Genomic DNA, 24,490 nt, shown 5'->3' on the forward strand with positions numbered 1-24,490 from the left:
TTGCATAGAAGTGCTTAATCGCGAAAAACAAAGCGTTTTGGGCTAAATTTAGCCCAAAACTATGAAATTTATCAAATTTTAGCTTTTGTAAAAGCCTGTTTTAAATCAGCCATCAAGTCATCTGAGTTTTCAACACCGACAGCCATACGAAGTAAATTTTGTTTGATACCGATCTTTTCTTGTAGCTCTTTTGGATAGCTATCGTGAGTCATAGAGGCTGGATGGCAAACAAGGCTCTCAACTCCGCCAAGACTTACGGCAAGGTCAAAAATTCTAAGTGATTTGACAAATTTATTGCAGTCGTATTTTGGATCTATCTCAAATGATATAAGCGCCCCTATGCCGGTAGCTTGGCCTTCTTGTGCCTCTTTTTCAAATTTAGAATACGAACCCGCATAGTGCACGGCGCTAACAGCCTCCTCTTTGCTTAAAAACTCGATTATCTTATGAGTGTTTTGCGTTTGACGATCAAACCTTACGCTTAAAGTCTTAAGCCCCTTTATAAGATAGTATGAGTCGGCAGGGGATAACATCGAGCCAAAGCTATTTCTAAGCAGATCAAGCTTAGCTGCTAGTTCATCGCTATTTGTCGTAACAATACCAGCGATAACATCGGCATGCCCGCCGATGTATTTTGTAGCAGAATACACCACAACATCAACTCCAAGCTCAAGCAAATGCTGATAATACGGCGTTAAAAAGGTATTGTCTGCTATAACCATAATGCCCTTTTTATGCGCGATATTTACGATACGCTTAATATCCGTGACACGCAACAAAGGATTTGATGGAGTTTCTATAAAGATAGCTTTTACGTCGGATGAAATTTCATCCTCATTTAGCGTGTTAAAATCATCAACTAGCTCGTATTTAAGTCCTTGGTTTTTAAAAATAGTATCGGCATAACGATATGTTCCGCCATAAGTGTTGTTGTTAAGTAAAATTTTATCACCGGTTTTAAACAAACTAAAAGCAAGGGTTGTCGCTGCCATACCGGAAGCGGTGGCTAGGCAATACCTTGAGCCTTCTATCTTGGCAAAAAGCTCTTCGAATGCATTTCTGGTTGGATTTACTCCTCGCGAATACCCATACTTTTGAAAGTCATCAAGACCATTTTGAACAAAACTGGTGGCTAAAAATATCGGCGGAACTACCGACTGATAAGGGTTGTCTTTGGCATTTATGCCTTTTACTATAAGCGTGTCTAATTTCATTTTTACTCCTTGCTCTCATCTATAAATTTGATATCGTGTGATGAATTTGCTTATTGATTTTACTTTAAATTTACAAAATATAATATAAATCACAAGGAATTATTTTGATATTAAATGTGCTATCAAGAAATAAAAGGGAGTAAATTTACCCCTTTTTAATTAAAATTTATAAGATACGCTGGCTTTTATATTTCTTCCAGGTTCCCAGTCTATGTTGCCTGGAGCTAATGGCGTAGGAGGGCAAGTTCGACCTCTTGGACAACTCATAGAGCCTGCACTTCTTTGAGAGTGCGACCAATATGTTTTATCAAAAAGATTATAAACACCGAAATTTACCTCAAGTCCTTTGTATTTTCCAGAGCTAGGCGACCAAGTGGCATATATGTCACTCACGGCATAGCCCGGTTTTTTAAATTCACTTCCGCTACCGTTTTTAGCCGTTATCCTATCAAAAGCTATAATGTTGTAGCCTATTAAAGTATCGATAGGGGCAATGGCGTATTCTGCGTTAAAGGTGTATTTATCGCCTGCATCACTATAAGCTAGGACACCACCGTATCCGGCATTTGAATTTTTATCTTTATACTCAGTTCTTGCGCGTGAGTAACTAGCCGATAAGCTTAAATTTGATATGTTATATCTTAAGGCTAGCTCTCCGCCTTTTACGACTGCGCGTCCACCATTAACTCTGTCAACTTGTATAGAGCCTGCTTTTCCCATTTCTACTATAAGATTGTCATAACCGTTATAAAAATATTTCGCTATAATGCTTAGACTTTGACTATCGCTAAGTTGAGTTTGATATCTTGTGCCAACCTCATACACGTCACCAGTTTCAGGGTCTAAGTCGCCGTTTGTCGTAAAGTTAATGCTATTTGTACTACTTATACGTATCGCCTCTATCGGATCAGGACCTCTAAATACCCTTGCCCAACTAGCATAAACCCTAAGACCCATGTCAAATTGATAGTCTAAATTTACAGCTGGAGACCACTCGTGCCATGGTAGTCTGCCCTTCCTGCGATGCCCTGGGTGCCACCCATCGTATTAAGCTTATAGTTATCATATCTAATACCAGGCGTTAATGTAAATCCGCCTGTTCTAAGCTGGTCTTCTAAGAACACCGACAAGCTTGTAGCTTTGTCGTCAGGAGTGTTGGAAGTGTCGTTTTTATTATAACTTTTACTTTGATAAATTTCTGTACCGTAAACTAATGTATGTCCGATATATCCTGTCTCAAATTTTGTTTTATTTATAGCTTTTGCACCGTAAGTTTTTACTCCGGCATTTACTGATGACTTAGCTTCGTGTTTTGTATGATAAGCATTTAAGTCAAGATCGACATAGTCATTTGGGTTTAGATTGAAATTTGCCGTATATGTATCACGCCAGTATTTCGTATCCACCAGTGAACTATCATCTGTAGTTCCCCACTCGGCTCTTAGCGGAAAATCACCCTTCATCTGCATACGTTCGGCACTAAAAGTGATCTTACTATAATCAGCTATGTTATATCCGACTTTGAACAAGTAGTTTGTATTATCAGCGTTATTTCCGCCAAGTTTTTCGCCTTTACCACTCTCGCCTCTGCCATACCCCCTATGTCCTACGTAGCCCAAAAGCTCAAGTGACTCAAATGCTTTTGCATATAAAGTCAAGCTTTCTTGCCACTCTTTATTATTGCTTGCGTATCCGCTTTTTATCTTTCCTCCAAAAACCTCTCCATCTTCTAACAAGTCACTAGCGTCTGCAGTTTTAAATGCTACAGAACCGCCAAGCGCGCCTGAAGTACCGACAACAGAATTTACTCCAAGGCCAACATTAACACTTCTTATGATATCTGGATCTATGTATAAGTCAGCAGCATGATGAAATGCATTTCCTTTTTGACGAGCCCCGTCGATAGTGATATTTAAACCGCGGTCATTTATACCTCTAATATAAATTTTTTGATTAAGTGAGTTTGTTCCGCCTATATAAACGCCAGGCATATCACGCATAACATCATTTATAAGTGCAGCATTTCTAACATTTACCTTTGCCGCATCTATCTCTTGCGCACCGCCCGTGGCAGTTACTTCTACGCCACTTAAAGCAACTTCTTGTGCGCCAAAAGTAACACTTGTAAAAAGTGCAGCAACTAATGAAATTTTTAGATCTGGTCTAAATTTCATCCATAACTCCTTTAAATTAAATTTTGATTATTATTATTAATAACTTTTGGGAAGCTAATTTTACATAAACATAACTTATCTGTAAATTAAATATTTAGTAAAATAAAACAAAATTTATGAATTTATGAGAAAATAGTGTTCAAATTTAAAGCCGATAAAAACGAATTTTAAAATAAAATAGAATGGATTTGTAAATCTAGCAGATGAAATTTAAGAGGCATAAAACCAAATTTGCTTTATGCCAAGTAGTAGTTTTTAGTTAGCCGAGCACTTGCAGCGACCCTTTAAAGGTATCGCAAATACCGCAATAATCGCATAAAATACGATACCAAACACGCAAGCCATCATAGCTATCATACCCCAATCAACCAATGCGGACTCAAGCCTATATGCCTCAGCGTAATCGATCGCAAACCATAATGCAACGCCAAGCACCAAAGCAAACACGAAAAATCCCCAAGAAAATATAAAATTCCAAATTTTACACATGAAACCCTCCTTAAATTTTAATCCTGATATTAGCCAAAAATACTGAAAAATTTATTAACGAAGATCAATAATTAAAGGGCAAAAGCCCTATAATTATTTTGTTTGATTTTGCTCTACTTTAAATCCACCGCCGAAACTTTTATAAATTTCAACTACGCTGTTGTTTAAAGTCAAAGCCGCATCTACAGCAACTAGCCTAGTGCTTAAGAGATTTCTTTGAGAGTCAAGCAAGGTCAGATGATCGGCATAGCCTGTCTCGTATTGAGCGCGTGCAAGGTCGTAAATTTTACTTTGTGAGTTTAGTAAAGCCTGGGTTTCATCATATACTTCGGCTGCACTTTTGCGATTATGCAAGGCAACCATGACTTCGCCCAATGCCGCTTTTATAGCCTGCTCGTATTTTAGAGCATTTGCACTTTGTGAAAGTTCTGCTAGTTCGACATTGTTTGCGCGTCTGCCATAGTCAAATACACTTTGGGCAAGTGAGCCGGCTAGTGACCACGTGTTGGCATTTTGAACAAAAAGCCTATCAAGCTCATCCGAGCTAAATCCAAAAATCCCGGTTAATGATAAAGTCGGAAAATAAGCCGCCTTAGCCACTCCTACAAGGGCATTTGAGCTTTTTAGGCTCTCATAAGCACTTGCGACATCGCTTCTTCTAAGAAGCACGTCAGAGCTTATATCCGCACTAATTTGCGGAGGAGTTGGCAAGGTGTCGCTTGTCGCGATGATATCTCTTAAAATTTCATCGTTACTTTTTCCAGAAAGTATAGCCAAGGCATTTGAGGCGCTAAGCATAGAATTTTGAACATTTGTCAGGTTGATTTGTGCACTTTGCATGGCAGCCACGCTTTGCAAGTATATAATTTGCGTAATAGTTCCAACTTCAAGCTGTTTTTTACGATACTCCATCGTGTCTTTATAGCTTTTTAAAGTCTCTTTTAAAATATCCTCTTTCATCTTTAAAGACACAAGCGTAAAGTAATTTTGCACGACGTTTGAAGCTATAGTAAGCCTTGCGTTATCATAGTCATATCTACTTGCTTGCAAAAGTGCGTCCGATGAAGCTATAGAATTTCTTACCCTGCCCCAAAGATCAACTTCATAATTAAGCACCACACTTAGCGAGAAACTATCGTATTTAACATTATCTTGTCCGCTATATGTCTCGCCGCTTGTTCTAGCCTTACTTGCTTCGCCGTTTATGCCAAGAGTAGGGAAAAGATCGGTACGAGAGTTTTTAAGCGTTAGTGCCGCACTTTGTAAATTTATATAGGCGAGCTTTAAATCTATGTTATGTTTTAGCGACTCTTCAACGAGTAAATTTAAATTTTGGTCATTAAAATTTTGCCACCAAAGATCGTTTATATCACTGGTTTCAAACCTATACTCAAATTTCGTCTCGACCTGAGGCATTTCAGGACGAAAAGAACATCCTGCCATAAAAAGTGCTAATACCAAAACAGCTATATTACGCATTAACCTCTCCTCCATCTCGCTTGATTATTTTGTTTTTGTTCCAAAATTTAGCGTTTAAATTTTCTAGTAGATAGTAAAAGAGCGGAACGAAAAATATCGCTATCGTTGTAGCCGCTATCATACCGCCTACAACACCGGTGCCAAGACTGTGGCGAGATGCTGCACCTGCCCCGCTTGATATAACCATCGGAAAAACTCCTAGTGTAAATGCGATAGATGTCATAACTATCGGACGGAAACGTAGTCTAGCCGCACTAACGGCTGCGTCAAATATACTTTTACCGTTTTCACGCTCTTGCATAGCAAATTCCACGATAAGGATCGCATTTTTTGCCGAAAGACCGATGAGCAGCAACAAGCCTACCTCAAAATACACGTCGTTTGTTAATCCCCTGGCCCATGTAGCAAGTAACGAACCAAATACAGCAAACGGAACAGCGGTAATAACCGCAAGAGGGATCAGCCATCTTTCATACTGCGCCGCAAGTATCAAAAATACAAATATCATACCAAATATAAATGCTTGCGTGCCGGTGCCTGCTGAATTTACCTCTTGATATGCCGTGCCAGACCATGCTATTGAATATTCGTTTTCATTTAAGGTCTCTTTAACTACCTCTTGTATAGCTTTTAGCGCCTCACCTGAAGTATATCCGATGGCAGGATCACCCATAACCTTCGCTGCAGGAAAGAGATTAAACCTATCAACAAGGTCTGGCCCCATGCTTCTTGTTAGTGTGGCAACTGTTGCCAAAGATACCATCTCACCTTTTGAATTTTTAACAAATATATCACGCATATCTTCCGGAGAATTTCTAAATTTCTCTTTGGCTTGTGCATATACGCGGTATGTTTTACCGAACATATTAAAGTCGTTTATGTAGTATGAACCCATAGTCGCCGAAAGCGCGTTAAATATATCAGACTTACTTACGCCAAGCAGATAAGCCTTTTCGTCGTCTATCTTTATATCATACTGCGGATAGTTTGTCTCAAGGGTGGTTCTTACGCTTGTTAGCTCAGGACGAGCATTTGCCTTAGCAACTACCGCTAAAACATCTTTTTCTATATCATTGTAGCTCTTGCCGCTTCTGTTTTGTATAAACATCTCAAAACCACCAGTCATTGATAAGCCTGTAATAGGAGGTATGTTTACAACAAAGCTCATGCTCTCTTTTGAAGGCCAAAATACACCGTTGTATTTACCGATCAACGCATTTATACTACTTTGAGGAGTTTGCCTTAAACTCCAGTCAGTTGTTCTAACAAAAAAGATCATAGAGTTTTCACGAAGTGCGCCAGCTATCATGTCGTATCCAGCAAAACCTGTCACTAGATCGATATTTGGATCAGCCAAAAGCATTTCGCTCATTTTATTTACCTCTTTGATAGTTCTAGGCGCAGCCGAAGCTGGAGGTAAAGAAGAGATAGCCATCATATAGCCCTTATCCTCGTAAGGCACAAGGCTACTTGGCACTACTTTAAATAGCTCTATCATTGCAAATATAACAATAGCAACTACCGCAAGGCTTGGTATGACATGGCGTAAAATTTTAGCAACGCCTGCCGAAAAGACATTTGTGCTCCAGTCAAACAAATCGTTAAATTTCTTAACTATCCAAAACGGCTCACTCTCGCCGCGCTTAAGCATGATAGCCGCGAGTGCAGGAGTAAGAGTAAGCGCCACAAAGCCAGAAAGAGCGACCGAAACAACAAGAGTAAGGGCGAATTGACGCTGGATAACACCAACAAATCCCTCCATAAACGCAACCGGCACAAAAACTGCAGAAAGCACTAGCACGATAGATATAACCGGTGCAGCAACCTCATCCATGGCTTTTATAGTCGCGTCTTTAACGCTTATGTCTTTATCTTCGTGCATTATACGTTCAACGTTTTCTATAACGATAATAGCATCATCTACAACGATACCGATAGCAAGAATAAGTGCAAAAAGCGTGATAAGGTTTATAGAAAATCCCATCGCATAAAAACCGGCAAATGTTCCTATGATAGAAACCGGCACGGCAAGCATCGGTATGATGGTGGCGCGGATACTTTTTAAGAAGAAATAAATAACGATAATAACAAGAACAAGCGCCTCTATAAAGGTCTTAACAACCTCTTTTATAGAAACTTCAACAAATTTTGTAGTATCGTATGAGACTGTATGCTTAAAACCGGCAGGATAACTAACAGAGAGTTCATCTAAGCGTTTTGAAACAAGCTGCGCCGTCTCAAGTGCGTTTGCATCATTTTGTAAGAAAATAAGCATAGGCGACATTACTTGGTTATTTAAAAAGCCGTTAAACGAGTAAGATCTTGAGCCTATCTCAACATCTGCCACGTCTTTTAACTTTAACAGTGTGCCGTCAGAATTTGATCTTAGGATAATGTTTTCAAACTGCTCCGAGCTAGAGTAACGACCGTCCGCTTTTATCGTATACACATAAGGATTTTTGGCGTCTTTCATAGGCTGTTCGCCGATTTTACCCGCTGCGTATTGGCTATTTTGCGTTCTAACCGCAGTTAAAACCTCAGGAACACTTAGGTTAAATTTAGATAGCTCATCAGGCTTTAACCAAATCCTCATGGCGTAGTTTTGGTTGCCGATAACGTTAACGTCACCAACGCCCTTAACACGCTTTATCTCATCGGCGATATTTAGCAAGACGTAGTTTGATTGTTCAAGCCTGCTCATACTCGGGTCATCTGAAGTAAAGGCAACAACTTCAAGTATCGAGCTACTTCTTTCACGCACGATAACGCCGGTACTTTGGACCTCATCAGGCAGACGAGAGAGTGCTGCTTGAACGCGGTTATTAACATCTATCGTAGCTTGTTTTGAGTCATAGCCTATCTGAAAATATACATTTATACTCATTGAGCCACTTGAGCTTGAAGTGCTTTGCATATATATCATGCCCTCAACACCATTTATCTCGTCCTCAAGCAACGTTGCAACCGTGTTTGCGATAGTCTCTGCATTTGCTCCCGTATAAGTAGCACTAACGGTTACTTGCGGCGGAGTGAGTTTTGGATACTCCTCGATAGGAAGACCTTTCATCGCCATAAGTCCGCCAATAACAATGATGATCGAAACAACAGCGGCAAATATAGGGCGATTTATAAAAAATCTAGAAAACATTATTTGTTCTCCTTACCTTGAGTTTCAGGCACAACAGGTGCACCCACGCCTATCTTTTTAAAGTTGTTTGTTATTATCACGTCACCTTCGTTTATGCCGTCGCTAACATAAGCTTCAGTTACTGTTTGGTATATGATTTTGATATTTTGTTTTGCGACTTTACCGTCTTTTACTAAATAAACATACGGACTAACGGTGTCTTGAAGGATCGCTACTTGAGGTATAGTGAAGCTATTTTTTTGTATAAATCCATCCATCTGAATACGAGCAAACATGCCAGGAAGTAGCTTGCCGTCCTTGTTTTCAAATTCGGCTTTGGCTAAAACATTGCCCGTTGAAGTATCTACTGTCGCATCTATAAATTTAACCCTACCTACATAGTTTTCATTGTTTAAATTTAATACCGCTTCGGCATTTAGTTGCTCCCAGCTAGCGGAATTTAAATTTTTAATCCTATCTAGGTTATCAATATCTGAAATATAAAATCTAGCCTCTATCGGATCGATCTTGGTTAATCTAACAAGCTGCGTGCTTCCTACTGCGACATAAGTGCCTATATCTACTAAATTCTCACCGACCACACCGCTAAAAGGTGCTTTTACATTTGAATATTCAAGATTTAGCTTTGCGGTTTTTGCGTTTGCTTGTGCACTAGCCAAATTTGCAGTTGCACTCTCTAGCGCAGCGACAGCGCTATCATAGTCCTTCTGACTTGTCGCCTTTTGTTCAAAAAGTTTTTTTATCCTATCCATGTCGCTTTTTGCATTTTTAAGCGTAGCTTGTGCTTGCAAGATATTTGCTTGTGCAACCTCATAAGCAGCCGTATATAAGTCGGGGTCTATGACAAATAAAATTTGTCCCTCTTTGACACTATCTCCCGCTTTAAAATTTTGTTTTAAAAGCGTCCCTGCTACCTTTGGTGTTATAACAACATCTTGCTCGCTTTGAATTCTTGCGGGATAGTTAAATGTCATCGGGAAATCACCCTTTTTGGCTACGACGACATCAACTTTTGCAGGGGGCTTTTGCATGGCTGATGCAGCAGCTTTGCCCTCTTCTTTTTTATTAAACGCTTTTAGTAAATCACAACCCGTAAAGGTCATCATGACGACTAAAGTAATGGCTAAAGCCCTATACCTTCTCATGAAATTTCTCCTTAAATTTTTATTATTTTATTTTGTTCGTAATTTGAATTACATTTTACTAAAGAAGCGAAATTTTACTATAAATTCGATAAACGAATGATAAATATTATTTGCAAATACCGTTAAGAAACGAATCCACGATACCTGCAACTATCTGCATTTTTTCCTCTTTTGTTTTTGGCTTCGGCTCTTCGCCAAGTATAAGCGTCCTAAAGAAAAACGGCTCACGGATCAAAGAGCAAAAACTAAACGCAACAGCTTCCGCATCACCGCATTTTAACAAAGGCGCGATATTTGGTTTTCTTAAAAAGTCCGCTATGGTTTTTATAATAACATCGGTCATGAGTTGCGCGGTTAGCTGTGCCAAATCCTTGCTTTTATATGTTTCTGCTATAACGATCCTAAAGAATTTTGTGCTCTCTGGTTTATAAAAAATTTCAAAATACACTAGTCCGAATGCATTTAAAAATTCACTCAGGTCATTGCTCTCTTTTAAGACGGTAAGCGCATCTAGTTCACACTTAAACTCGTCCATTTTTATCTTAAGTATCGCCATAAAAAGTTTTTCTTTATTTTCAAAAAATTTGTAAACGCTAGCAAGTGAGCCACCGCTTTTTGTTACTATCTGATTTAGGCTTGTATTTTCATAGCCGTTTTGTAAAAATAGCTCTTGTGCCGCCTCAATGATAGAGTCGTAGCGTTTTTGACCTTTTTTTGAGATATTCATGCCTTGCCTTTAGTTTAAATTTTGTTTTTTAGGATAGACAAAAACGGTTTCCCTATCGACGCTTATCTTCTCTTTTTCATCTACCGCATAAGCATTTATCTTAATAGTTATAGGCATATCTTTTTGGTCATTTAAATTTAAATTTTTAGATCCTAAAATCACGATAACACGCTGTTTGTGGTTTGGCTTGACCTCGATAGGCTCACTTGGGCGCACGATCTTGATATTTGTGTCATTTGTGTCAAAATAATACGTATGTTTTTTGCTATCGGTGTTTTGAAATAAAAATGTATATGAATTTTCTACATTTTTATCTTTTGTGATGTTATAAAGCTCGCTTGTTCTATTTATATTTAAGAGCATATGCTCTTTTTTGCCACTCATTAACACCAAAACTACCGAAGCAACGGAGAGTATCGCCACATAAGCGATCGTTCTAAAACGAAGATATTTGACCTTTTGATGTGTTTTTTGCGCATTTTCACTTGTCCACTCTATAAGCGAAGGAAAGTTAAATTTAGCCATCACTTTAGAGCAAGCATCGGAGCATTCAAGACAGTTGATACACTCAAGCTGCATACCTTTTCTGATATCAATATGTGTGGGGCAAATTTTCACACAAGCCTCGCAGCCTGTGCATTGTGCACCTTCTATCTGCGGTTTCTTCCATAGTTTTGTGCCCTTATCATAAATTTTACCTCCACGCTCTTCGTTATAAAGAACTTGGATGGTGTCGTTGTCAAACATTGTTGATTGTATCCTAGCATACGGGCAAACATATACGCAAAAATTCTCTTTTAAAAAGCAAACGTCAAATACAAGCCAAAGCGTGATACAGGCTAAAAAACCTACTAATACCTTATGATTTGTCCAGTCACTTAAATAAGCAAAAAAGTCTTGTGGCGGAACAAAATACCACAAAAAATTTGAGGCGATAAGCACAGATAAACATGCCCAGATTATCACACTCAAAGCTCTTTTAAAGACACTTACATCTTGCTGCTTTTGTTTATCTTTTATATTTTTATAAATTTTTAAAATTTTAGTTTGTATCAGGTCTCTATAAACAGATCTAAAGATAGTTTGAGGACAGCTCCAACCACACCAAACACGGCCTCCAAGAGTTGTTAGAAAAAATATAAAAAGAAATAAAATAATAAACAAAAACGGCATCAGATAAAGCTCTTGCATATCAAATTGCGTAAATAGCAAATGAAGCTTGCTTTTATCAAAACTAAGCAAGAAAAAATGACTATCGTTTATTTTAATAAAAGGTAGCACAAAAGCGATTGCGGTGATAATGGCAAAACCAAAATGCCTTCTTGAAGTATAGTTTTTTTCACATCCCATAGTAAAACCTTTGCAACAAATTTATAATATTTTAAAAATAATTTAGTGAAATTATATCTTTATAAGGTTAATTATATATAAAAATTTGTTTTTTTAAATTTTTTCAGATATAATCCGATTTCTAATTTTTTATTGAAAGGTGGTGAGGACGTTGCCTGGTATTAAGGTACATCCGAACGAGTCTTTTGACGAAGCTTACAGAAAGTTCAAAAAGCAAGTTGATCGTAACCTAGTTGTAACTGAAGTTAGAGCTAGACGCTTCTTTGAGCCTATGACTGAAATTCGCAAAAAGCAAAAGATTGCAGCTCGCAAGAAAATGCTTAAGCGCCTTTACATGCTTAGACGCTACGAGTCAAGACTCTAAAAACCCATTAAACCGATCCGGCGTAGCTTGGTCGGTTTAACCCTTATTTTATCCTTATTTGTTATAATTACTCATAAAAATTTTTAAGTCAATACAGGATTTTTTATGCAAAAGTTGCCTGTTAATGAAGCGGCCAATGTCTTAGGTGTCACAAAAGAAGCGGTTTATAACCGTATCCGCCGTGGCTCGCTAAAGTCTGTCGAAAAAGACGGGCAAAAATTTGTCGTTTTAGATGACGCCGACATAAAAGACGAAAAACCGAGCAAAAAAAGACAAAGCCACAATGAAACAACCAATAAGCAAAACGGCGAATTTGTTAGATATTTGATCGAGCAACTAAACGAAGTTAAGGCATTAAATTTAAATCTACAAGCCGACAAAGATAGACTCTTTAAAGAAAAAGAGCAAATGCTTATCGAAAGCAAAAATGAAATTTCACAAATTTACAAAGAGCGCGACGAAAAGCTAATGGTCTTTTTAAAAGCCATGGAAAGACCGTTTTTAACGCACGTAAAAAGCGAAGAAACAGCGGTTGAAGCGGTTGTAGATGAGGAGATTAGCGAGCAAAAATGGATAAGCTTGAGTGAATTTTTACGAGAATTTTCATTTGAGCCAAAAAAGCAAAAAAAAGCTCAAAATAAGATCATAAAACACATAGGGCGCTCTAAATTTATTAAATTTAAGCAAGGTGTGATTTTGATTAGAAAAGATAAAACATTAAAAGAATTGATCGGAGAAAAATGAAACATATCAAAAAAATAGCAACTTACGCGGCTATCGGCGGTTTTGGTGCGATAGTCATGGCCGGACTTGCCGGATGTACAAGCAACGAACAAGGCGACTCGCTCGAAGAGGTAGCACAAAAAACCGGAGCCTTTGTGATTATAGAAGAGACTGCAAACGGAGCGTATAAAATTTTAGAAGAGTATCCAAGCAGCGAAACTCGTGTGGTTTTAAAGCAACTTGACGGCACGGAACGTGTGTTAAGCAAAGAAGAGATGGATAAATTAATTGCCGAAGAAAATGCAAAAATAGAAGCCGGAACGTCAAATTTAACAAATCCTAACGCGCAACTAAGTAGCGGGGGAGCAAGCTTAGGCGAGACCATACTTGCTTCTGCAGCAGGCGCTATCATAGGTAGCTGGATCGGCAGCAAGCTCTTTGGTAACCAAAATTTCCAAAATCAACGCCAAACCGCTTATAAAAATCCAAGCACATACACAAGAAGTGCCGATGGCTTTAACAAAGCCAAAAGCACTGCCACAAGCGGAGCCAAAGGAAGCACTAAGAGTGGATTTTTCGGCTCAAATTCCGGCTCGAAGGCAGCTTCAAGCTCAAGTCAAAGCGTAGGCGGTTGATATGATAAATTTAAAAAAAATCAAACCCTTAAATAAAGAATTTATGGAACAAATCGGTTTTGCGTGGCATACCGATAGCGATAATTCATCCTATGTTGCAGATGAGATAGTAGGCGTTACGAGCGATGAAGCCCGGGCGTATTACGAGGCGGCAAATGAACTTTATGATATGTTCGTTGCTGCAGCACAGCACATCATCGAAAACAACCTCTTTCATGAAGTGGGAATTCCTTTTAACCTCATAGACGCGATAAAACAAAGTTGGGAAAACGACGTGCACTGGCATTTATACGGCAGGTTTGACCTAGCCGGCGGGCTTGACAGAAAACCGATAAAGCTTATAGAATTTAACGCCGATACTCCGACTGCAGTCTTTGAAACCGCGATCATCCAATGGGCTATGCTTAAATTTAATAAAATGGATGAAAATTCCCAGTTTAACGATCTTTACGCGGCACTTGTAGAAAATTTCAAACGCCTTGTAGTCCTTGGCGGAGATACGGATGACTTTAACAAATACTACGAGGGCTGGAAAATTTTATTTAGCACGATAGCTGGAAATATCGAGGATGAAAATACCACAAAACTCCTTCAAGCAGCGGCAAATGAAGCTGGATTTACGACTGATTTTGCCTACGTGGACGAGGTGGAATTTAGTGATGAGAACGGGATCTTTAAAGGCGAAGAAAACTACGAATACTGGTTTAAACTTATCCCATGGGAAGATATCGCCATAAACGAAGGCGAACTTGCGTTAATACTAACAAACATCCTAAATAACCAAAAGGCCATCATCCTAAATCCAGCCTACACACTACTTTTTCAAAGCAAAGGGATACTTAAAATTTTATGGGATTTATATCCTAATCATCCGCTCTTACTCGAGGCCTCAAACGAGCCGCTAGCCGGTAAAAAATGTGTCAAAAAGCCTGTTTTTGGACGAGAAGGAGCTAATGTAAGTGTCATAGAAGCAAACGGCGAAGTAAGCTTTGAAAACAAGGGCGAATACGACACAAGTCGCGTCGTTTACCAAGAATTTTACGAATTTAATAAAGATGAACGCGGGGATAATTATCAAGCGGGGGTATTTTTCGCGTATGAGGGTTGCGCTCTTGGATATCGAAAAGGCAAAGAAATCCTTGATAATTACTCCAAATTCGTAGGACATTTTATAAAGGAGTAGCCGTGAAAATCGTATGTTTAGACGCTTTAACGCTTGGAAGTGATATAAATTTAGATGTATTTAAAAAATTTGGCGAATTTGTGCGTTATGAAACAACCGCGCAAGACGACACCATACAAAGACTAAAGGATGCCGATATCGTTATCGCCAACAAAGTCTTGATAACAAAAGAGGTCATGGACGCTACAAATTTAAAGCTGATCTGCGTTAGCGCAACCGGAACAAATAATGTAGATATGCGATGCGCAAAAGAGAAAAATATCCCTGTTAAAAATGTCACAGGATACTCTACAAATAGCGTTACACAACAGACTTTCGCTTCACTTTTGGCTCTTTTAAACGAAGTCGAGTTTTATGATGGTTATGTAAAAAGCGGCGAATGGGTAAAAAGTGAAATTTTTACAAATTTAGATAGAGCTATTTGCGAACTTTCTGGCAAAAATTTCGGCATAATCGGTCTTGGAGAGATAGGCAAAAACGTAGCAAAAGTAGCCCAAGCCTTTGGAGCTAAAGTTTTTTACTACTCTACAAGCGGAGCAAACAACAACACGGAATTTGAGCGCTTAGAGCTTAAAGAGCTTCTAAAAATTTGCGATATCGTAAGCATTCATGCACCTTTAAATGAAAAAACCAAGTCGCTCATCGGCAAAAAAGAGCTTGAGCTAATGAAGCCGCGAGCGATTATATGCAACTTTGGCAGAGGCGGGATAGTTGATGAGGAAGCGCTTGCAAAAGCTATCGATGATAAAAATTTAAAAGTATGTATCGATGTGCTAGAAAGTGAACCTATGAGTGCAAACCATCCGCTTTTAAATATTAAAAATAGCTCGAATTTGATCATCACTCCACACATAGCATGGGCTAGTTTAGAAGCTAGAGAAAAGCTTATAAATTTAATAGTTAAAAACATTGAAGAATTCATAAAGGACGAAAATGGCAAGTGAACATAGTTTTGACATAAGTTGTGCAGTCGATATGATGGAGGTTAAAAACACTCTTGAAACATCAAAAAAAGAGCTTGCGGCCAGATATGATTTCAAGGGTGTAACCGCCCAAATAGAGCTAAATGAAAAGGAGAAATTTATAAGCCTTTTAAGCTCAAGCGACAACAAGATAGACGCCTTAAAAGATATCGTTATCTCAAAGCTTATCAAACGCAACATCCTGCCTGTGGCGCTTAGCGAGAGCAAACGCGAAAGTGCCGGCGGAGGTAATATAAAGGCCATTTTAAAGCTAAACGATACTTTAGACAGCGAAAACTCCAAAAAGATCACAAAAGCCATCAAAGATGCAAAGCTAAAAGTAACAGCTAGTATCCGAGGTGAAGAGGTGCGAGTAGTAAGCAAGTCGATCGATGATCTACAAGAGTGTATACGTCTTGTAAAAGGACTAAATTTAGAACTTCCTCTGAGCTTTAAAAATTTAAAATAATCCCCACAACCAAGGCGGCAATGCAATTTTTTGTTGCCTTGGTTGTTTTAATAGCTTAATATAATTTTGTTGCGATTTAATTTCTCTTTAAATTTATAAGCTAAAATGCCGTAAAATTCACGTATCGCTCTTTTATAAAAGTTAAATTTAATTAAAATTTCGATATTCTAACAAATTATTTAAAAAATACTTACTAAAGGTAACTAATCATGATTTTTAAAAATACCGTAGAGAGTTTTGCGGTAAATTATGCACATAAATCTATACAGCGCTCTCTTTATAATGAATTTAATATAAAAATCTTAGACGAAAATCAAAAATACACAAAAACTCCAAAAGAAGGCAAAAAATACATGCTATATGCGCATGTGCCCTTTTGCCATACTTTTTGCCCATACTGCTCGTTTCACAAATACCACTACGAGCAAGAGCTAGCCAAACACTACTTTGAAAATTTACGCGAAGAGATGCGTCAGGTAAAAGCAGCCGGTTTTGACTTTAACTCCCTTTATGTAGGTGGCGGAACAACGCTTATAAATGAGCCTGAACTTGAAAAAACACTACGCCTTGCAAAAGAGCTTTTTAACATAGAGGATATATCGGCAGAAAGCGATCCAAACCACATCTCACCCGAAAGTCTTACTAGATTTGACGGACTTATCGACCGTCTAAGCGTTGGCGTTCAAAGTTTTGATGACTCTATACTAAAAAAAGTCGGCAGATATGAGAAATTCGGTAGCTCGGCTGAAGTTCAAAAAAGACTTGAAAAAGCCGTTGGTATGATACCGGTTATCAGCCTTGATCTTATCTTTAATCTACCAAATCAAACAAAAGAGCAGTTAATAAACGATATAAAAATTTCAAAAGCCATAGCACCTGAACAAATCACGCTCTACCCGTTAATGAAATCAGAACTAACTCGCGATAATATCGCTCGTTCGCTTGGTGTTTCAAACGTAGACAATGAGCGCGAATTTTACGAGATAATCGTAGATGAATTTGCCAAAGGCGGATATCGCCAAAGTAACGCATGGGCGTTTTCAAATCAAAAAAATGCCGATATGCGCGATGAATACGTCGGCTCAAATCACGAATACGTCGGCATCGGTAGCGGTGCGTTTAGCTTTTTAGAAGGAGAACTTGTTATAAACGCTTTTAACCTTCTTGACTACGGTCGCAAGGTCAAAGCGCAAGATAGCACGGTAATAGCAAAATGCGCATTTACCAAAAAAGAGCGCTTAAAGTATATATTTTTAACAGAACTTTTTGACGGATCGGTAGACATCGCAAAATACAATAAAAACAATGGCGCAAACATCCATAAAGATCTATTTGTAGAGCTAAATTTACTAAAACTCGTAAATGCCATATATGAAGAAAACGGCTGCATTAAACCGACGTTTTTTGGTAAGTATATCTGCGTTGTGCTTATGCGTGATTTTTATGCCGGTATGGATAGAGTTCGTGCTTTATTTAAAGATGACGCAAAGATCAAACGAACTAAAAATTTACATGTTATGAGCGAAGATACAGAGGTTAGCTATGAGCAAGCGGTCACAAGACCAAAGGCTGCGATCTAGTTACTCAACTTTATCGCTTAACAAAACAGCTATAAATTTCGTGCTTGGGTTTGCGTCAAGCGCGATTTTTAGGCTCATTGTTAAAGGAACGGCTAAAAACATCCCGCCTACTCCAAACAAAAATCCCCAAAAAAGCAAGCTAAGCAAGACCACAAGAGTGCTTATGCCAAGTCCCTTGCCTAGAAATTTAGGCTCTATGAAATTTCCTATCGCAACATTTACGCAAATATAAAGAGTAGCAACCCACAAACAGGTGCTTATATCATTTAGTAAAAGTGATACCAGTATCGCAGGAAATGCCGCTATTATCGAGCCTATCGTCGGGATAAAATTTAACACACACGCCACTATACCCCAAAGCGAAGCATAAGGAACGCCAAGAAATTCAAGTCCCAACCAGATAATTATACCGGTTGCCCCGGAGGCGATCGACTTTATGGCAAGATAGCGTTTTAAATTTGATATAAAAGTATCTACGATCAAATTTGTTTGCGGATTTTTACTAGCAAAATACTCAACTTTTTGATAAAAAATTTGCGTTTCAAATAGCATGAAAGTAACAAGCAAAAAGATAAAAAACGCTTTTGATGCGATTTGGGTGCCGCTTTTTAAAAAGCCTCCGACACTTGTGAAGATATTATTTGGATCAAACCCGCTAGGTAGGACGCCATTTATCTCAAAGTCGTATTTAACGGCTAGTTTAGTGTATTCATCAGTTAAAATTTTAAATTTAGCCTGAAGTTCCGGCATGTATCCTAGTAGTCCGTTTAAAGTTTTTACGACAGTGTTTGTTATATACCCTAAAGCAAAAAATATCACACCCATAACTAGGATAAAAGCTAAAATTCGCGGCAGTTTTAACTCTTGTAGTTTTTTTATAGCAGGAGAAATAACAATGGCTATAAAAACCGCCAGTAAAAATGGAAAAACAACCGTTCCTGCAGCTTTTAAACCCGATGCTATGATGACAAAACTTGCGATGTAGATCAGTGAAGCTTTCAAGATAGTCCTTTGTCGTGGCTGTTTTGGCAAAATTATATCGTAATATTATAAAATTCGCTGTCAATATAAAATTAAAACTAAATTTATCTTTTTTGCCTAAAATTTAAAAAATTTTCTGGACGGCTTATGATAAAATCCTTAATTAAAAACAATATCCTATCTATCGTGAAAATCGTATTTCTAACGCTTATTTTTAGCGCTCTTGGCATTGGAGTTTTGTCTTTTATCAACGAACGACTACTTGGAGCGCAAAGCTTTGACGCGATAGTAGCGGTACAGTTTATATCGCTTTTATTGCTATTTTTTCTCTCTTCAGTTTATGCAAATATCACACTTACGACCTTTGGCCACGGTCTTGTTTTTGAGATAAGAAAGCGCCTTGTTAAACAGATATTAGACACTTCAAACACGCAAATAGACACCATCGGCAAAGCAAAACTCATAGCAAGTCTAAACAGCGATATAAGGACGATCTCGTTTGCATTTATGAGCGCTCCGGGACTTATCCAAGGGTCTGTTTTCATCATGGCTTCCGGAATTTATATGTTTTACATATCGCCAAAATTATTTATATTTATATTTATCTGGCTTGGTTTTGCTCTTGGCATTAGTGCATTTTTAATGAGAAAAATCCACTATCATTTTTCTATAGCAAGAAAAAATGACGACGAGCTTCAACAAAGCTACAATGACGCCGTTGAAGGACACGCCGAACTTACTCTTAATCGAAGCAGAGCCAAAATTTGCTTTAACGAACTAAATGAAATTTCAGACAAAAAACGAAAAAGCATGGTAAAGGCTGATGTGTTTCATGCAATTTCTGACAATTTTACAAACGTCATGCTTCTTGGCGCGGTTGGCATGTGTGTGCTTTTATGCGTAGGATTTGGCTGGGCGAGTTTGCAAACAGCAGTTACCGTTAGCCTTACGATACTGTTTTTGCGTGGCTCACTGATCGCCATGGTAGGCTCTATCCCAACGGCTCTTAGCGCAAAAGTTAGCATGGATAAAATTTCAAATTTAAATTTAGCTCAATACACTTCGGACAAATTTGACTTTGATGACGAGCTTGGTAAGGAGTGGAAAAAGATAGAATTTAAAAATGTCGGCTTTAGTTATCCTGATAAAAATTTCAGCCTTAAAGATGTAAATTTAAGCATAAAACGTGGTGAAACGGTATTTGTCATCGGCAAAAACGGCAGCGGAAAGAGTACCTTTTCAAACATACTTTGCGGTCTTTTAGCTCCGACGCATGGAGAAATTTTACTTGATGAAGTCGGCATAAACGATCAAAATTTACGCTCATATCAGTCAAACGTAAGTGCGATACTTTCAAATTTCTACCTCTTCTCCCAAACACTTTCAAACACGGACGAATTTGCAGATAAAAAGGAGATGGACGAGCTTTTACGCATGCTTTGCATAGATAAAAAGGTTAAAGTTATAGATGACAAGCTAAGCACTACGGCACTATCTCAAGGGCAAAGAAAACGTCTTGGGCTTTTTATAGCACTGCTTGAAAAAAGATCTTTACTCGTGCTTGATGAGTGGGCGGCCGATCAAGATCCGATATTTAAGCGGGTGTTTTACCGTGAAATTTTGCCGTTTTTAAAGCAAAAAGGCGTAAGTATAGTTGCCATTAGCCATGATGATGCGTATTTTGATGTGGCGGATAGAATTTTACTCGTAAAAGAGGGTAAAATTAGCGAATTAACAGGCGATGAACGCGAAAAGGCAAGTAAAGACGCAGTCGAAAGACTTGAGCGGGATTAATTTTAAACGAAGTTAAAAAGAAAATTTTATAAAATATATAAATCTCAAAAAGGTCAAATATGAAATTTCATAAATTTAAAAAAGCAAAAACATTAAGTCTTGCAAATTTACTAAGTCTTTCAAATCCGACATTGGCAAACGAACTTAAAACCTGTGAATTTAAATACATCTCATGCTTTGAAGATGAGCTACTTGGAAACGAAAATTTAATACGTTGCGAAATAGGCTCTGTAAGCTACGTTCTAGCCCTACTTTGCAAACACGTATCAAATGCGCACAAGGAGTATTTTGACGAGCTTGACGATGGACTTTTAAGCGGGGAGTGTAATGTCGGTGAAGAGGAGATAAAAGAGCTTGTTCTATGGCTAAAAGATGCCAAAAACGTCATAATAGACAGTTCGTTTTTTACAAATCCCGACGCAAAAATGATATTTGAGCTTTTAGAAATATTAAATTTAGATGTTATCTTAGCCGATACACAAGCCACAGAGTATGAAACAAACGGAAATTTAAGCGAATTAAAAGAGCTTTTAAATTTTGACGGAAGCGTTATCTATCTTTATAAAAACGATAGCAGCGACGAGATAGTAGGAACTACTACTTTTAGCATGGCAAGCAAGATAAAAGACGGCGACACGATAACTGTTAGTAGCGACGACTTTAGTTTAACTCGCAAATTTAGGCTTGATAAAAACCTAAAAGGAACAGTGGCACTAGTTGGTGTTAGCGAAGTTGTCGGATACAACTTCAAGCTTGTTAAAGTAAGTAAAATTTAAAAACAAGGCGGCTGTAACACTAAGATGAAAAAAGCTTTTTTGGTTTTATTTTTTCCTATTTTTATCTACGCTTTTAATCTTAGCCTAAACAGCGGTATCGAAAACGGCAAGCCATATAGCGTCCTTCAGCTTAGCGACGAAGAGGAATTCGAGTGCGTTGAGCAACTTTTAGCGTATGACACCAAGCGTTATGTTTGCATGCTTAACGACGGTGTTTTGCCACAGATAGAAGACACTATCTTGCCTCTTATGGATATAAAATACAAAAAACAAGACGGCAAGCTCTTTGTTATCATCTTGCCAAAGGCAAACTCAAGACTACTAAACATCTCAAGCGAACTATATAACGACACTCGTGCCTTTAGTTCGAGCAGTAGCATCTCAAAACACTTTAGTATCATCATCGATCAAAGCTTAAAAGAATTTGATCCGCTAAAACCAAACGGACTAAATTTCGCTCCTGATTTTAGCGAGCTTTTGCGCCCATCCATCGGCGCGCTTGACCTTAACATGGCTCCGATAGAGGGCATGGATAGCAACGACATAGACCTTTATATAAACATAAAGCGAGCCTACGAGAGCGGCAACTATCCAGTTGTTGTAGCAGAAACTAAAATCGCCATACAAAGACACCCGCAAAGCCTTTTTGCAAGTGAATTTTTACTCTACAGACTTCGCGCGCTTGATAAAATTTTTGAAAAAGAGGATAGATTTGAGGACTCCACTCCAAATTCGCTAGTTGCCGAGGGAAGAGCATGGATGAGGAAATTTGCCGCTGACGAAAACTATCCCGAAGTTCTTTACATCATCGCTAGAGCCTACTTAAAAGACGGCATAGCAAGCGATGCTAAATACATGCTTGACACACTTATAAACGAGCATGAAAGGTCTAAATTCACAAGACTTACCATGCTTGATTATGCTGATTATCTTTATAAAAACAGCAGACAAAAAGAGGCTATAAGCTTTTATGAAAACGTCCTTTACAACACCGGCGATGTCGATATCGCAAGCAGAGCGGCACTATCTCTTGTGGACGCAAACATAGACAAAGAGAAATTTGAAGACGCAAAGAATTTCATACTTAAAATTTTAAATGCGAATGAAAAATTTTTCATGAACGATCCTGCTCGAGCGATAAATTTAGCCGGGGTTTTCGTTGATAAAAACATGCCTGACGTAGCGGCTAAAATTTACGAGATCATAGCCGACAACAGCGAACGCAATAGCCCATTTTATGAAGTTGCTTTAAAAAACATAGGCATAAATTTAGCCAAACTAAATGACGTAAATAGAGCTTATGCTTACTTAAAACGCTACGAGAGTGAATTTAAATACAACGGCGAATACTCTGCCGAAGTCACACAAGCCCTTGATGCGCTCTTTTTTGAGTTAAAAGAAAATAACTCAACCAAGCTTCACGAGCATTATAGAAGCTTGATGGACAAATACGACAGCTCTGATATCGGTAAAAAGGCACTTGTAAGCGAAATGGCTCTAAATTTTAACGAGCGAAAATACCGCGACGTGCTTAGCTACACTCAAAAAGCCAGAGACCTCAACCTAACCGAAGCCACAAACTACCTCGACCGCGCCGCATACGAGCTTGCGAGGATTGGATTTATAAACAACGACTGTCAGATTGTGATAAATTTACTTGAAAACTACGATGTCGATAAAATTTCACTTCCTCAGTTTAAACTATACGAGTGCTACTTCCGCACAGCAAGATACAACGACGCGCTTAATCTCTCAAAATTCCACATAAAAGATGAAAACCTAGAAGACCGCGTAGAGTGGCTAGTAAATTTGAGTAAAATTTTATACCAAATGAAAGATTACGAGCAAACCGTTCAAGTTGCAAACGAAGCCTTGGGACTTGGTGCGGGAGTTGAGTACTCAGACCCCACTCCGGTGCTTTTTGATAGATTTTACTCGCTGTTAAATTTAAACCGCATAGAAGAGGCCATAGCTACGCTTAGCGCCATAGAACAGCTTAGAGGGCAAGACTTTAAAATCATCGAGGCATATAATGCAATTAGCGAATACGCCTTTGGCAAAAACAACCATGCTACGGTTACCGTCTATGCCAAAAAGGCTCTTGAGTTACAAACTAGAGTTAAGATAAATGTCTTTTCTCCAAAGCTAAATTTACTTTATGCGACTTCGCATTTGAAGATAGATAGCATAAATGAAGCGCTTGATGAGGCAAAATACATCTTAAACATGAAGCTAGAGCCTCAAGATAGGCTTAGAGCATTAAATTTAATATCTGAAATCTACATCAAACTTAAGCGATATGATCTTGCAAGAGAGCATCTAAATGAGTGCGTTGGTTCAAATTTCAACAGCCCGTGGAAAAGCTCATGCGAAGCACAGCTTCAAATTTTAAACTAAGCCTTCAAGACGTTTTATAAGCACATCTTCAACCGCGTCAGGTTCGCCGATAAATTCTTTTTCAAACTGCGAGCGGTTAAATGTGCGTTGGCGTTTTGCAAGCTGTGTCGTGTGTATCGTTATCAGCTCTTCAAGCTCCGCGACATTTGAAATTTCACCCCTAAAATACTGCGCGCACTCTTTAAAACCGATTGATTTAAGGGCTTTTTGTTCATATCCGTATGTGTCAAATAAAAATTTCGCCTCATCAAGCAAACCTTGCTTGAACATCTGATGTGTTCTTTCTTTTATACGCTCTCTTATTGCTTGGGTTGGCCATAAAATTTCATATATCTCAAGCTCTTTTATGGGCGGTTCACCCGTATTTTCCTTTAACCAAATGCTTGGAATTTCATTGCTAAATTTATAAATTTGATACCATTTTTCAAGTCTATAACTATCGTTTTGACTAAATTTCATAGCAAAATCACCATCTATCTTCTTAGCTAAACTATAAATTTCTTCATTACTTGGAATTTCGCATTTTGGCACATCGGGAGTAAGACCACTAAGCATGGCCTTTAAGTAAAAGCCGCTTCCGCCGGTGATTATCAAAAGGCAGCCATTATCTTGCGCCCACTTTAAGGCATTTTGATAAATTTTAAAAAACATTCCGACGCTAAAGTCTTCATTTACATAAATTTCATTGACCCCAAAATGCTTTACAAGCTCGAGCTCGCTCTTGCTAGGTTTGGCACTTGCAATGTCGATTTGTTTATACAAAGCAAGCGAATCAAGACTTAAGATAACTCCGTTAAATTTACGAGCGATTTGTATAGCTAGCGAACTCTTGCCGCTTGCAGTCGTGCCGATGAGGGCTAGTTGGTGAAACATTTTCCTGCCTTACGCGCTAAAATGGCT

Annotated in this window: 21 protein-coding genes; 10 read left to right on the forward strand and 11 right to left on the reverse strand. The window is 38.4% G+C overall.

Annotated elements, in window-relative coordinates:
* Window positions 1-71: 71 nt before the first annotated feature.
* From CCAL5182_RS01710 to ccoG, 9 genes are all read right to left on the reverse strand, one after another.
* Window positions 72-1,214 carry a trans-sulfuration enzyme family protein gene (locus CCAL5182_RS01710; protein ID WP_336610098.1) on the reverse strand — a complete coding sequence of 381 codons (1,143 nt, stop codon included), beginning with the start codon at window positions 1,212-1,214 and terminating at the stop codon, window positions 72-74.
* Window positions 1,215-1,373: 159 nt separating this feature from the next.
* On the reverse strand, window positions 1,374-2,171 hold the full coding sequence (locus CCAL5182_RS01715) for a TonB-dependent receptor domain-containing protein (protein ID WP_336610099.1): 798 nt from the start codon (window positions 2,169-2,171) through the stop codon (window positions 1,374-1,376).
* Window positions 2,172-2,191: 20 nt separating this feature from the next.
* Entirely contained in the window at window positions 2,192-3,388 is a 1,197-nt protein-coding gene (locus CCAL5182_RS01720) for a TonB-dependent receptor plug domain-containing protein (protein ID WP_336610100.1), read from the reverse strand.
* A gap of 255 nt (window positions 3,389-3,643) precedes the next feature.
* The gene (locus CCAL5182_RS01725) at window positions 3,644-3,877 is read right to left on the reverse strand and encodes a hypothetical protein (protein ID WP_169938001.1); all 234 of its coding nucleotides are present in this window, start codon (window positions 3,875-3,877) and stop codon (window positions 3,644-3,646) included.
* 93 nt (window positions 3,878-3,970) lie between these two features.
* The gene (locus tag CCAL5182_RS01730; RefSeq protein WP_336610101.1) at window positions 3,971-5,356 is read right to left on the reverse strand and encodes a TolC family protein; all 1,386 of its coding nucleotides are present in this window, start codon (window positions 5,354-5,356) and stop codon (window positions 3,971-3,973) included.
* Window positions 5,349-8,504 (reverse strand): efflux RND transporter permease subunit, encoded by a 3,156-nt coding sequence (locus CCAL5182_RS01735; protein WP_336610102.1) that lies wholly within the window; start codon window positions 8,502-8,504, stop codon window positions 5,349-5,351. Before CCAL5182_RS01735 ends, CCAL5182_RS01730 begins: the two co-directional genes overlap by 8 nt.
* Window positions 8,504-9,649 carry an efflux RND transporter periplasmic adaptor subunit gene (locus CCAL5182_RS01740; protein ID WP_169972282.1) on the reverse strand — a complete coding sequence of 382 codons (1,146 nt, stop codon included), beginning with the start codon at window positions 9,647-9,649 and terminating at the stop codon, window positions 8,504-8,506. Before CCAL5182_RS01740 ends, CCAL5182_RS01735 begins: the two co-directional genes overlap by 1 nt.
* A gap of 106 nt (window positions 9,650-9,755) precedes the next feature.
* On the reverse strand, window positions 9,756-10,376 hold the full coding sequence (locus tag CCAL5182_RS01745; RefSeq protein ID WP_169937993.1) for a TetR/AcrR family transcriptional regulator: 621 nt from the start codon (window positions 10,374-10,376) through the stop codon (window positions 9,756-9,758).
* Between the two features lie 9 nt (window positions 10,377-10,385).
* On the reverse strand, window positions 10,386-11,726 hold the full coding sequence (gene ccoG, locus CCAL5182_RS01750; protein ID WP_169937991.1) for a cytochrome c oxidase accessory protein CcoG: 1,341 nt from the start codon (window positions 11,724-11,726) through the stop codon (window positions 10,386-10,388).
* A 151-nt stretch (window positions 11,727-11,877) separates the two neighbouring features.
* Between ccoG and rpsU the strand changes: the two genes are divergently transcribed.
* The 7 genes from rpsU (at window position 11,878) to CCAL5182_RS01785 (ending at window position 17,642) form a co-directional block, all read left to right on the forward strand.
* Window positions 11,878-12,090 (forward strand): 30S ribosomal protein S21, encoded by a 213-nt coding sequence (gene rpsU / locus CCAL5182_RS01755; protein WP_169937989.1) that lies wholly within the window; start codon window positions 11,878-11,880, stop codon window positions 12,088-12,090.
* 105 nt (window positions 12,091-12,195) lie between these two features.
* Window positions 12,196-12,834: a DNA-binding protein gene (locus tag CCAL5182_RS01760; RefSeq protein ID WP_336610103.1), complete on the forward strand. Its 639-nt coding sequence runs from the start codon at window positions 12,196-12,198 to the stop codon at window positions 12,832-12,834.
* Window positions 12,831-13,448, forward strand: a complete 618-nt coding sequence (locus CCAL5182_RS01765) for a UPF0323 family lipoprotein (RefSeq protein WP_336610104.1) — start codon at window positions 12,831-12,833, stop codon at window positions 13,446-13,448. The genes CCAL5182_RS01760 and CCAL5182_RS01765 overlap by 4 nt, the downstream gene beginning before the upstream one ends.
* Window position 13,449: 1 nt before the next feature.
* Window positions 13,450-14,631 (forward strand): glutathionylspermidine synthase family protein, encoded by a 1,182-nt coding sequence (locus tag CCAL5182_RS01770; RefSeq protein ID WP_336610105.1) that lies wholly within the window; start codon window positions 13,450-13,452, stop codon window positions 14,629-14,631.
* Window positions 14,632-14,633: 2 nt separating this feature from the next.
* Window positions 14,634-15,575 (forward strand): D-2-hydroxyacid dehydrogenase, encoded by a 942-nt coding sequence (locus CCAL5182_RS01775; RefSeq protein ID WP_336610106.1) that lies wholly within the window; start codon window positions 14,634-14,636, stop codon window positions 15,573-15,575.
* Entirely contained in the window at window positions 15,565-16,062 is a 498-nt protein-coding gene (locus CCAL5182_RS01780) for a YajQ family cyclic di-GMP-binding protein (protein ID WP_336610107.1), read from the forward strand. Before CCAL5182_RS01775 ends, CCAL5182_RS01780 begins: the two co-directional genes overlap by 11 nt.
* 209 nt (window positions 16,063-16,271) lie before the next feature.
* Entirely contained in the window at window positions 16,272-17,642 is a 1,371-nt protein-coding gene (locus CCAL5182_RS01785) for a coproporphyrinogen III oxidase family protein (protein WP_336610108.1), read from the forward strand.
* On the opposite strand, the gene CCAL5182_RS01790 is transcribed toward CCAL5182_RS01785, so the two are convergent.
* Window positions 17,643-18,644, reverse strand: coding sequence for an AI-2E family transporter (locus tag CCAL5182_RS01790; protein WP_336610109.1), 1,002 nt, complete (start codon window positions 18,642-18,644; stop codon window positions 17,643-17,645).
* Window positions 18,645-18,770: 126 nt separating this feature from the next.
* On the opposite strand from CCAL5182_RS01790, the gene CCAL5182_RS01795 reads away from it, so the two are divergent.
* From CCAL5182_RS01795 to CCAL5182_RS01805, 3 genes are read left to right on the forward strand one after another with little or no spacing between them, the layout of a single operon-like run.
* Complete coding sequence (locus CCAL5182_RS01795; RefSeq protein ID WP_336610110.1) at window positions 18,771-20,417, forward strand: multidrug ABC transporter permease/ATP-binding protein; 1,647 nt, start codon at window positions 18,771-18,773, stop codon at window positions 20,415-20,417.
* Between the two features lie 59 nt (window positions 20,418-20,476).
* Window positions 20,477-21,193 carry a hypothetical protein gene (locus tag CCAL5182_RS01800; protein ID WP_336610111.1) on the forward strand — a complete coding sequence of 239 codons (717 nt, stop codon included), beginning with the start codon at window positions 20,477-20,479 and terminating at the stop codon, window positions 21,191-21,193.
* 24 nt (window positions 21,194-21,217) lie between these two features.
* On the forward strand, window positions 21,218-23,590 hold the full coding sequence (locus CCAL5182_RS01805) for a tetratricopeptide repeat protein (RefSeq protein WP_336610112.1): 2,373 nt from the start codon (window positions 21,218-21,220) through the stop codon (window positions 23,588-23,590).
* Here CCAL5182_RS01805 and miaA read toward each other — a convergent pair.
* Window positions 23,582-24,463: a tRNA (adenosine(37)-N6)-dimethylallyltransferase MiaA gene (miaA, locus tag CCAL5182_RS01810; RefSeq protein ID WP_169972290.1), complete on the reverse strand. Its 882-nt coding sequence runs from the start codon at window positions 24,461-24,463 to the stop codon at window positions 23,582-23,584. The two genes, CCAL5182_RS01805 and miaA, sit on opposite strands and share 9 nt — an antisense overlap.
* Window positions 24,464-24,490 lie beyond the last annotated feature (27 nt).

This window comes from Campylobacter sp. 7477a, assembly GCF_014892335.1.
GTDB classification, from domain to species: domain Bacteria; phylum Campylobacterota; class Campylobacteria; order Campylobacterales; family Campylobacteraceae; genus Campylobacter_A; species Campylobacter_A californiensis.

Bases quoted from the DNA above. Each gene is read 5' to 3' on its own strand.
- CCAL5182_RS01715 (WP_336610099.1), bottom strand. From the start codon at position 2,171: ATGGGTCTTAGGGTTTATGCTAGTTGGGCAAGGGTATTTAGAGGTCCT.
- CCAL5182_RS01710 (WP_336610098.1), bottom strand. From the start codon at position 1,214: ATGAAATTAGACACGCTTATAGTAAAAGGCATAAATGCCAAAGACAAC.
- CCAL5182_RS01745 (WP_169937993.1), bottom strand. From the start codon at position 10,376: ATGAATATCTCAAAAAAAGGTCAAAAACGCTACGACTCTATCATTGAG.
- CCAL5182_RS01795 (WP_336610110.1), top strand. From the start codon at position 18,771: ATGATAAAATCCTTAATTAAAAACAATATCCTATCTATCGTGAAAATC.
- CCAL5182_RS01780 (WP_336610107.1), top strand. From the start codon at position 15,565: ATGGCAAGTGAACATAGTTTTGACATAAGTTGTGCAGTCGATATGATG.
- CCAL5182_RS01765 (WP_336610104.1), top strand. From the start codon at position 12,831: ATGAAACATATCAAAAAAATAGCAACTTACGCGGCTATCGGCGGTTTT.
- CCAL5182_RS01725 (WP_169938001.1), bottom strand. From the start codon at position 3,877: ATGTGTAAAATTTGGAATTTTATATTTTCTTGGGGATTTTTCGTGTTT.
- CCAL5182_RS01805 (WP_336610112.1), top strand. From the start codon at position 21,218: ATGAAAAAAGCTTTTTTGGTTTTATTTTTTCCTATTTTTATCTACGCT.
- CCAL5182_RS01785 (WP_336610108.1), top strand. From the start codon at position 16,272: ATGATTTTTAAAAATACCGTAGAGAGTTTTGCGGTAAATTATGCACAT.
- CCAL5182_RS01800 (WP_336610111.1), top strand. From the start codon at position 20,477: ATGAAATTTCATAAATTTAAAAAAGCAAAAACATTAAGTCTTGCAAAT.
- CCAL5182_RS01730 (WP_336610101.1), bottom strand. From the start codon at position 5,356: ATGCGTAATATAGCTGTTTTGGTATTAGCACTTTTTATGGCAGGATGT.
- CCAL5182_RS01720 (WP_336610100.1), bottom strand. From the start codon at position 3,388: ATGAAATTTAGACCAGATCTAAAAATTTCATTAGTTGCTGCACTTTTT.
- miaA (WP_169972290.1), bottom strand. From the start codon at position 24,463: ATGTTTCACCAACTAGCCCTCATCGGCACGACTGCAAGCGGCAAGAGT.
- CCAL5182_RS01760 (WP_336610103.1), top strand. From the start codon at position 12,196: ATGCAAAAGTTGCCTGTTAATGAAGCGGCCAATGTCTTAGGTGTCACA.
- CCAL5182_RS01735 (WP_336610102.1), bottom strand. From the start codon at position 8,504: ATGTTTTCTAGATTTTTTATAAATCGCCCTATATTTGCCGCTGTTGTT.
- CCAL5182_RS01740 (WP_169972282.1), bottom strand. From the start codon at position 9,649: ATGAGAAGGTATAGGGCTTTAGCCATTACTTTAGTCGTCATGATGACC.
- CCAL5182_RS01770 (WP_336610105.1), top strand. From the start codon at position 13,450: ATGATAAATTTAAAAAAAATCAAACCCTTAAATAAAGAATTTATGGAA.
- ccoG (WP_169937991.1), bottom strand. From the start codon at position 11,726: ATGGGATGTGAAAAAAACTATACTTCAAGAAGGCATTTTGGTTTTGCC.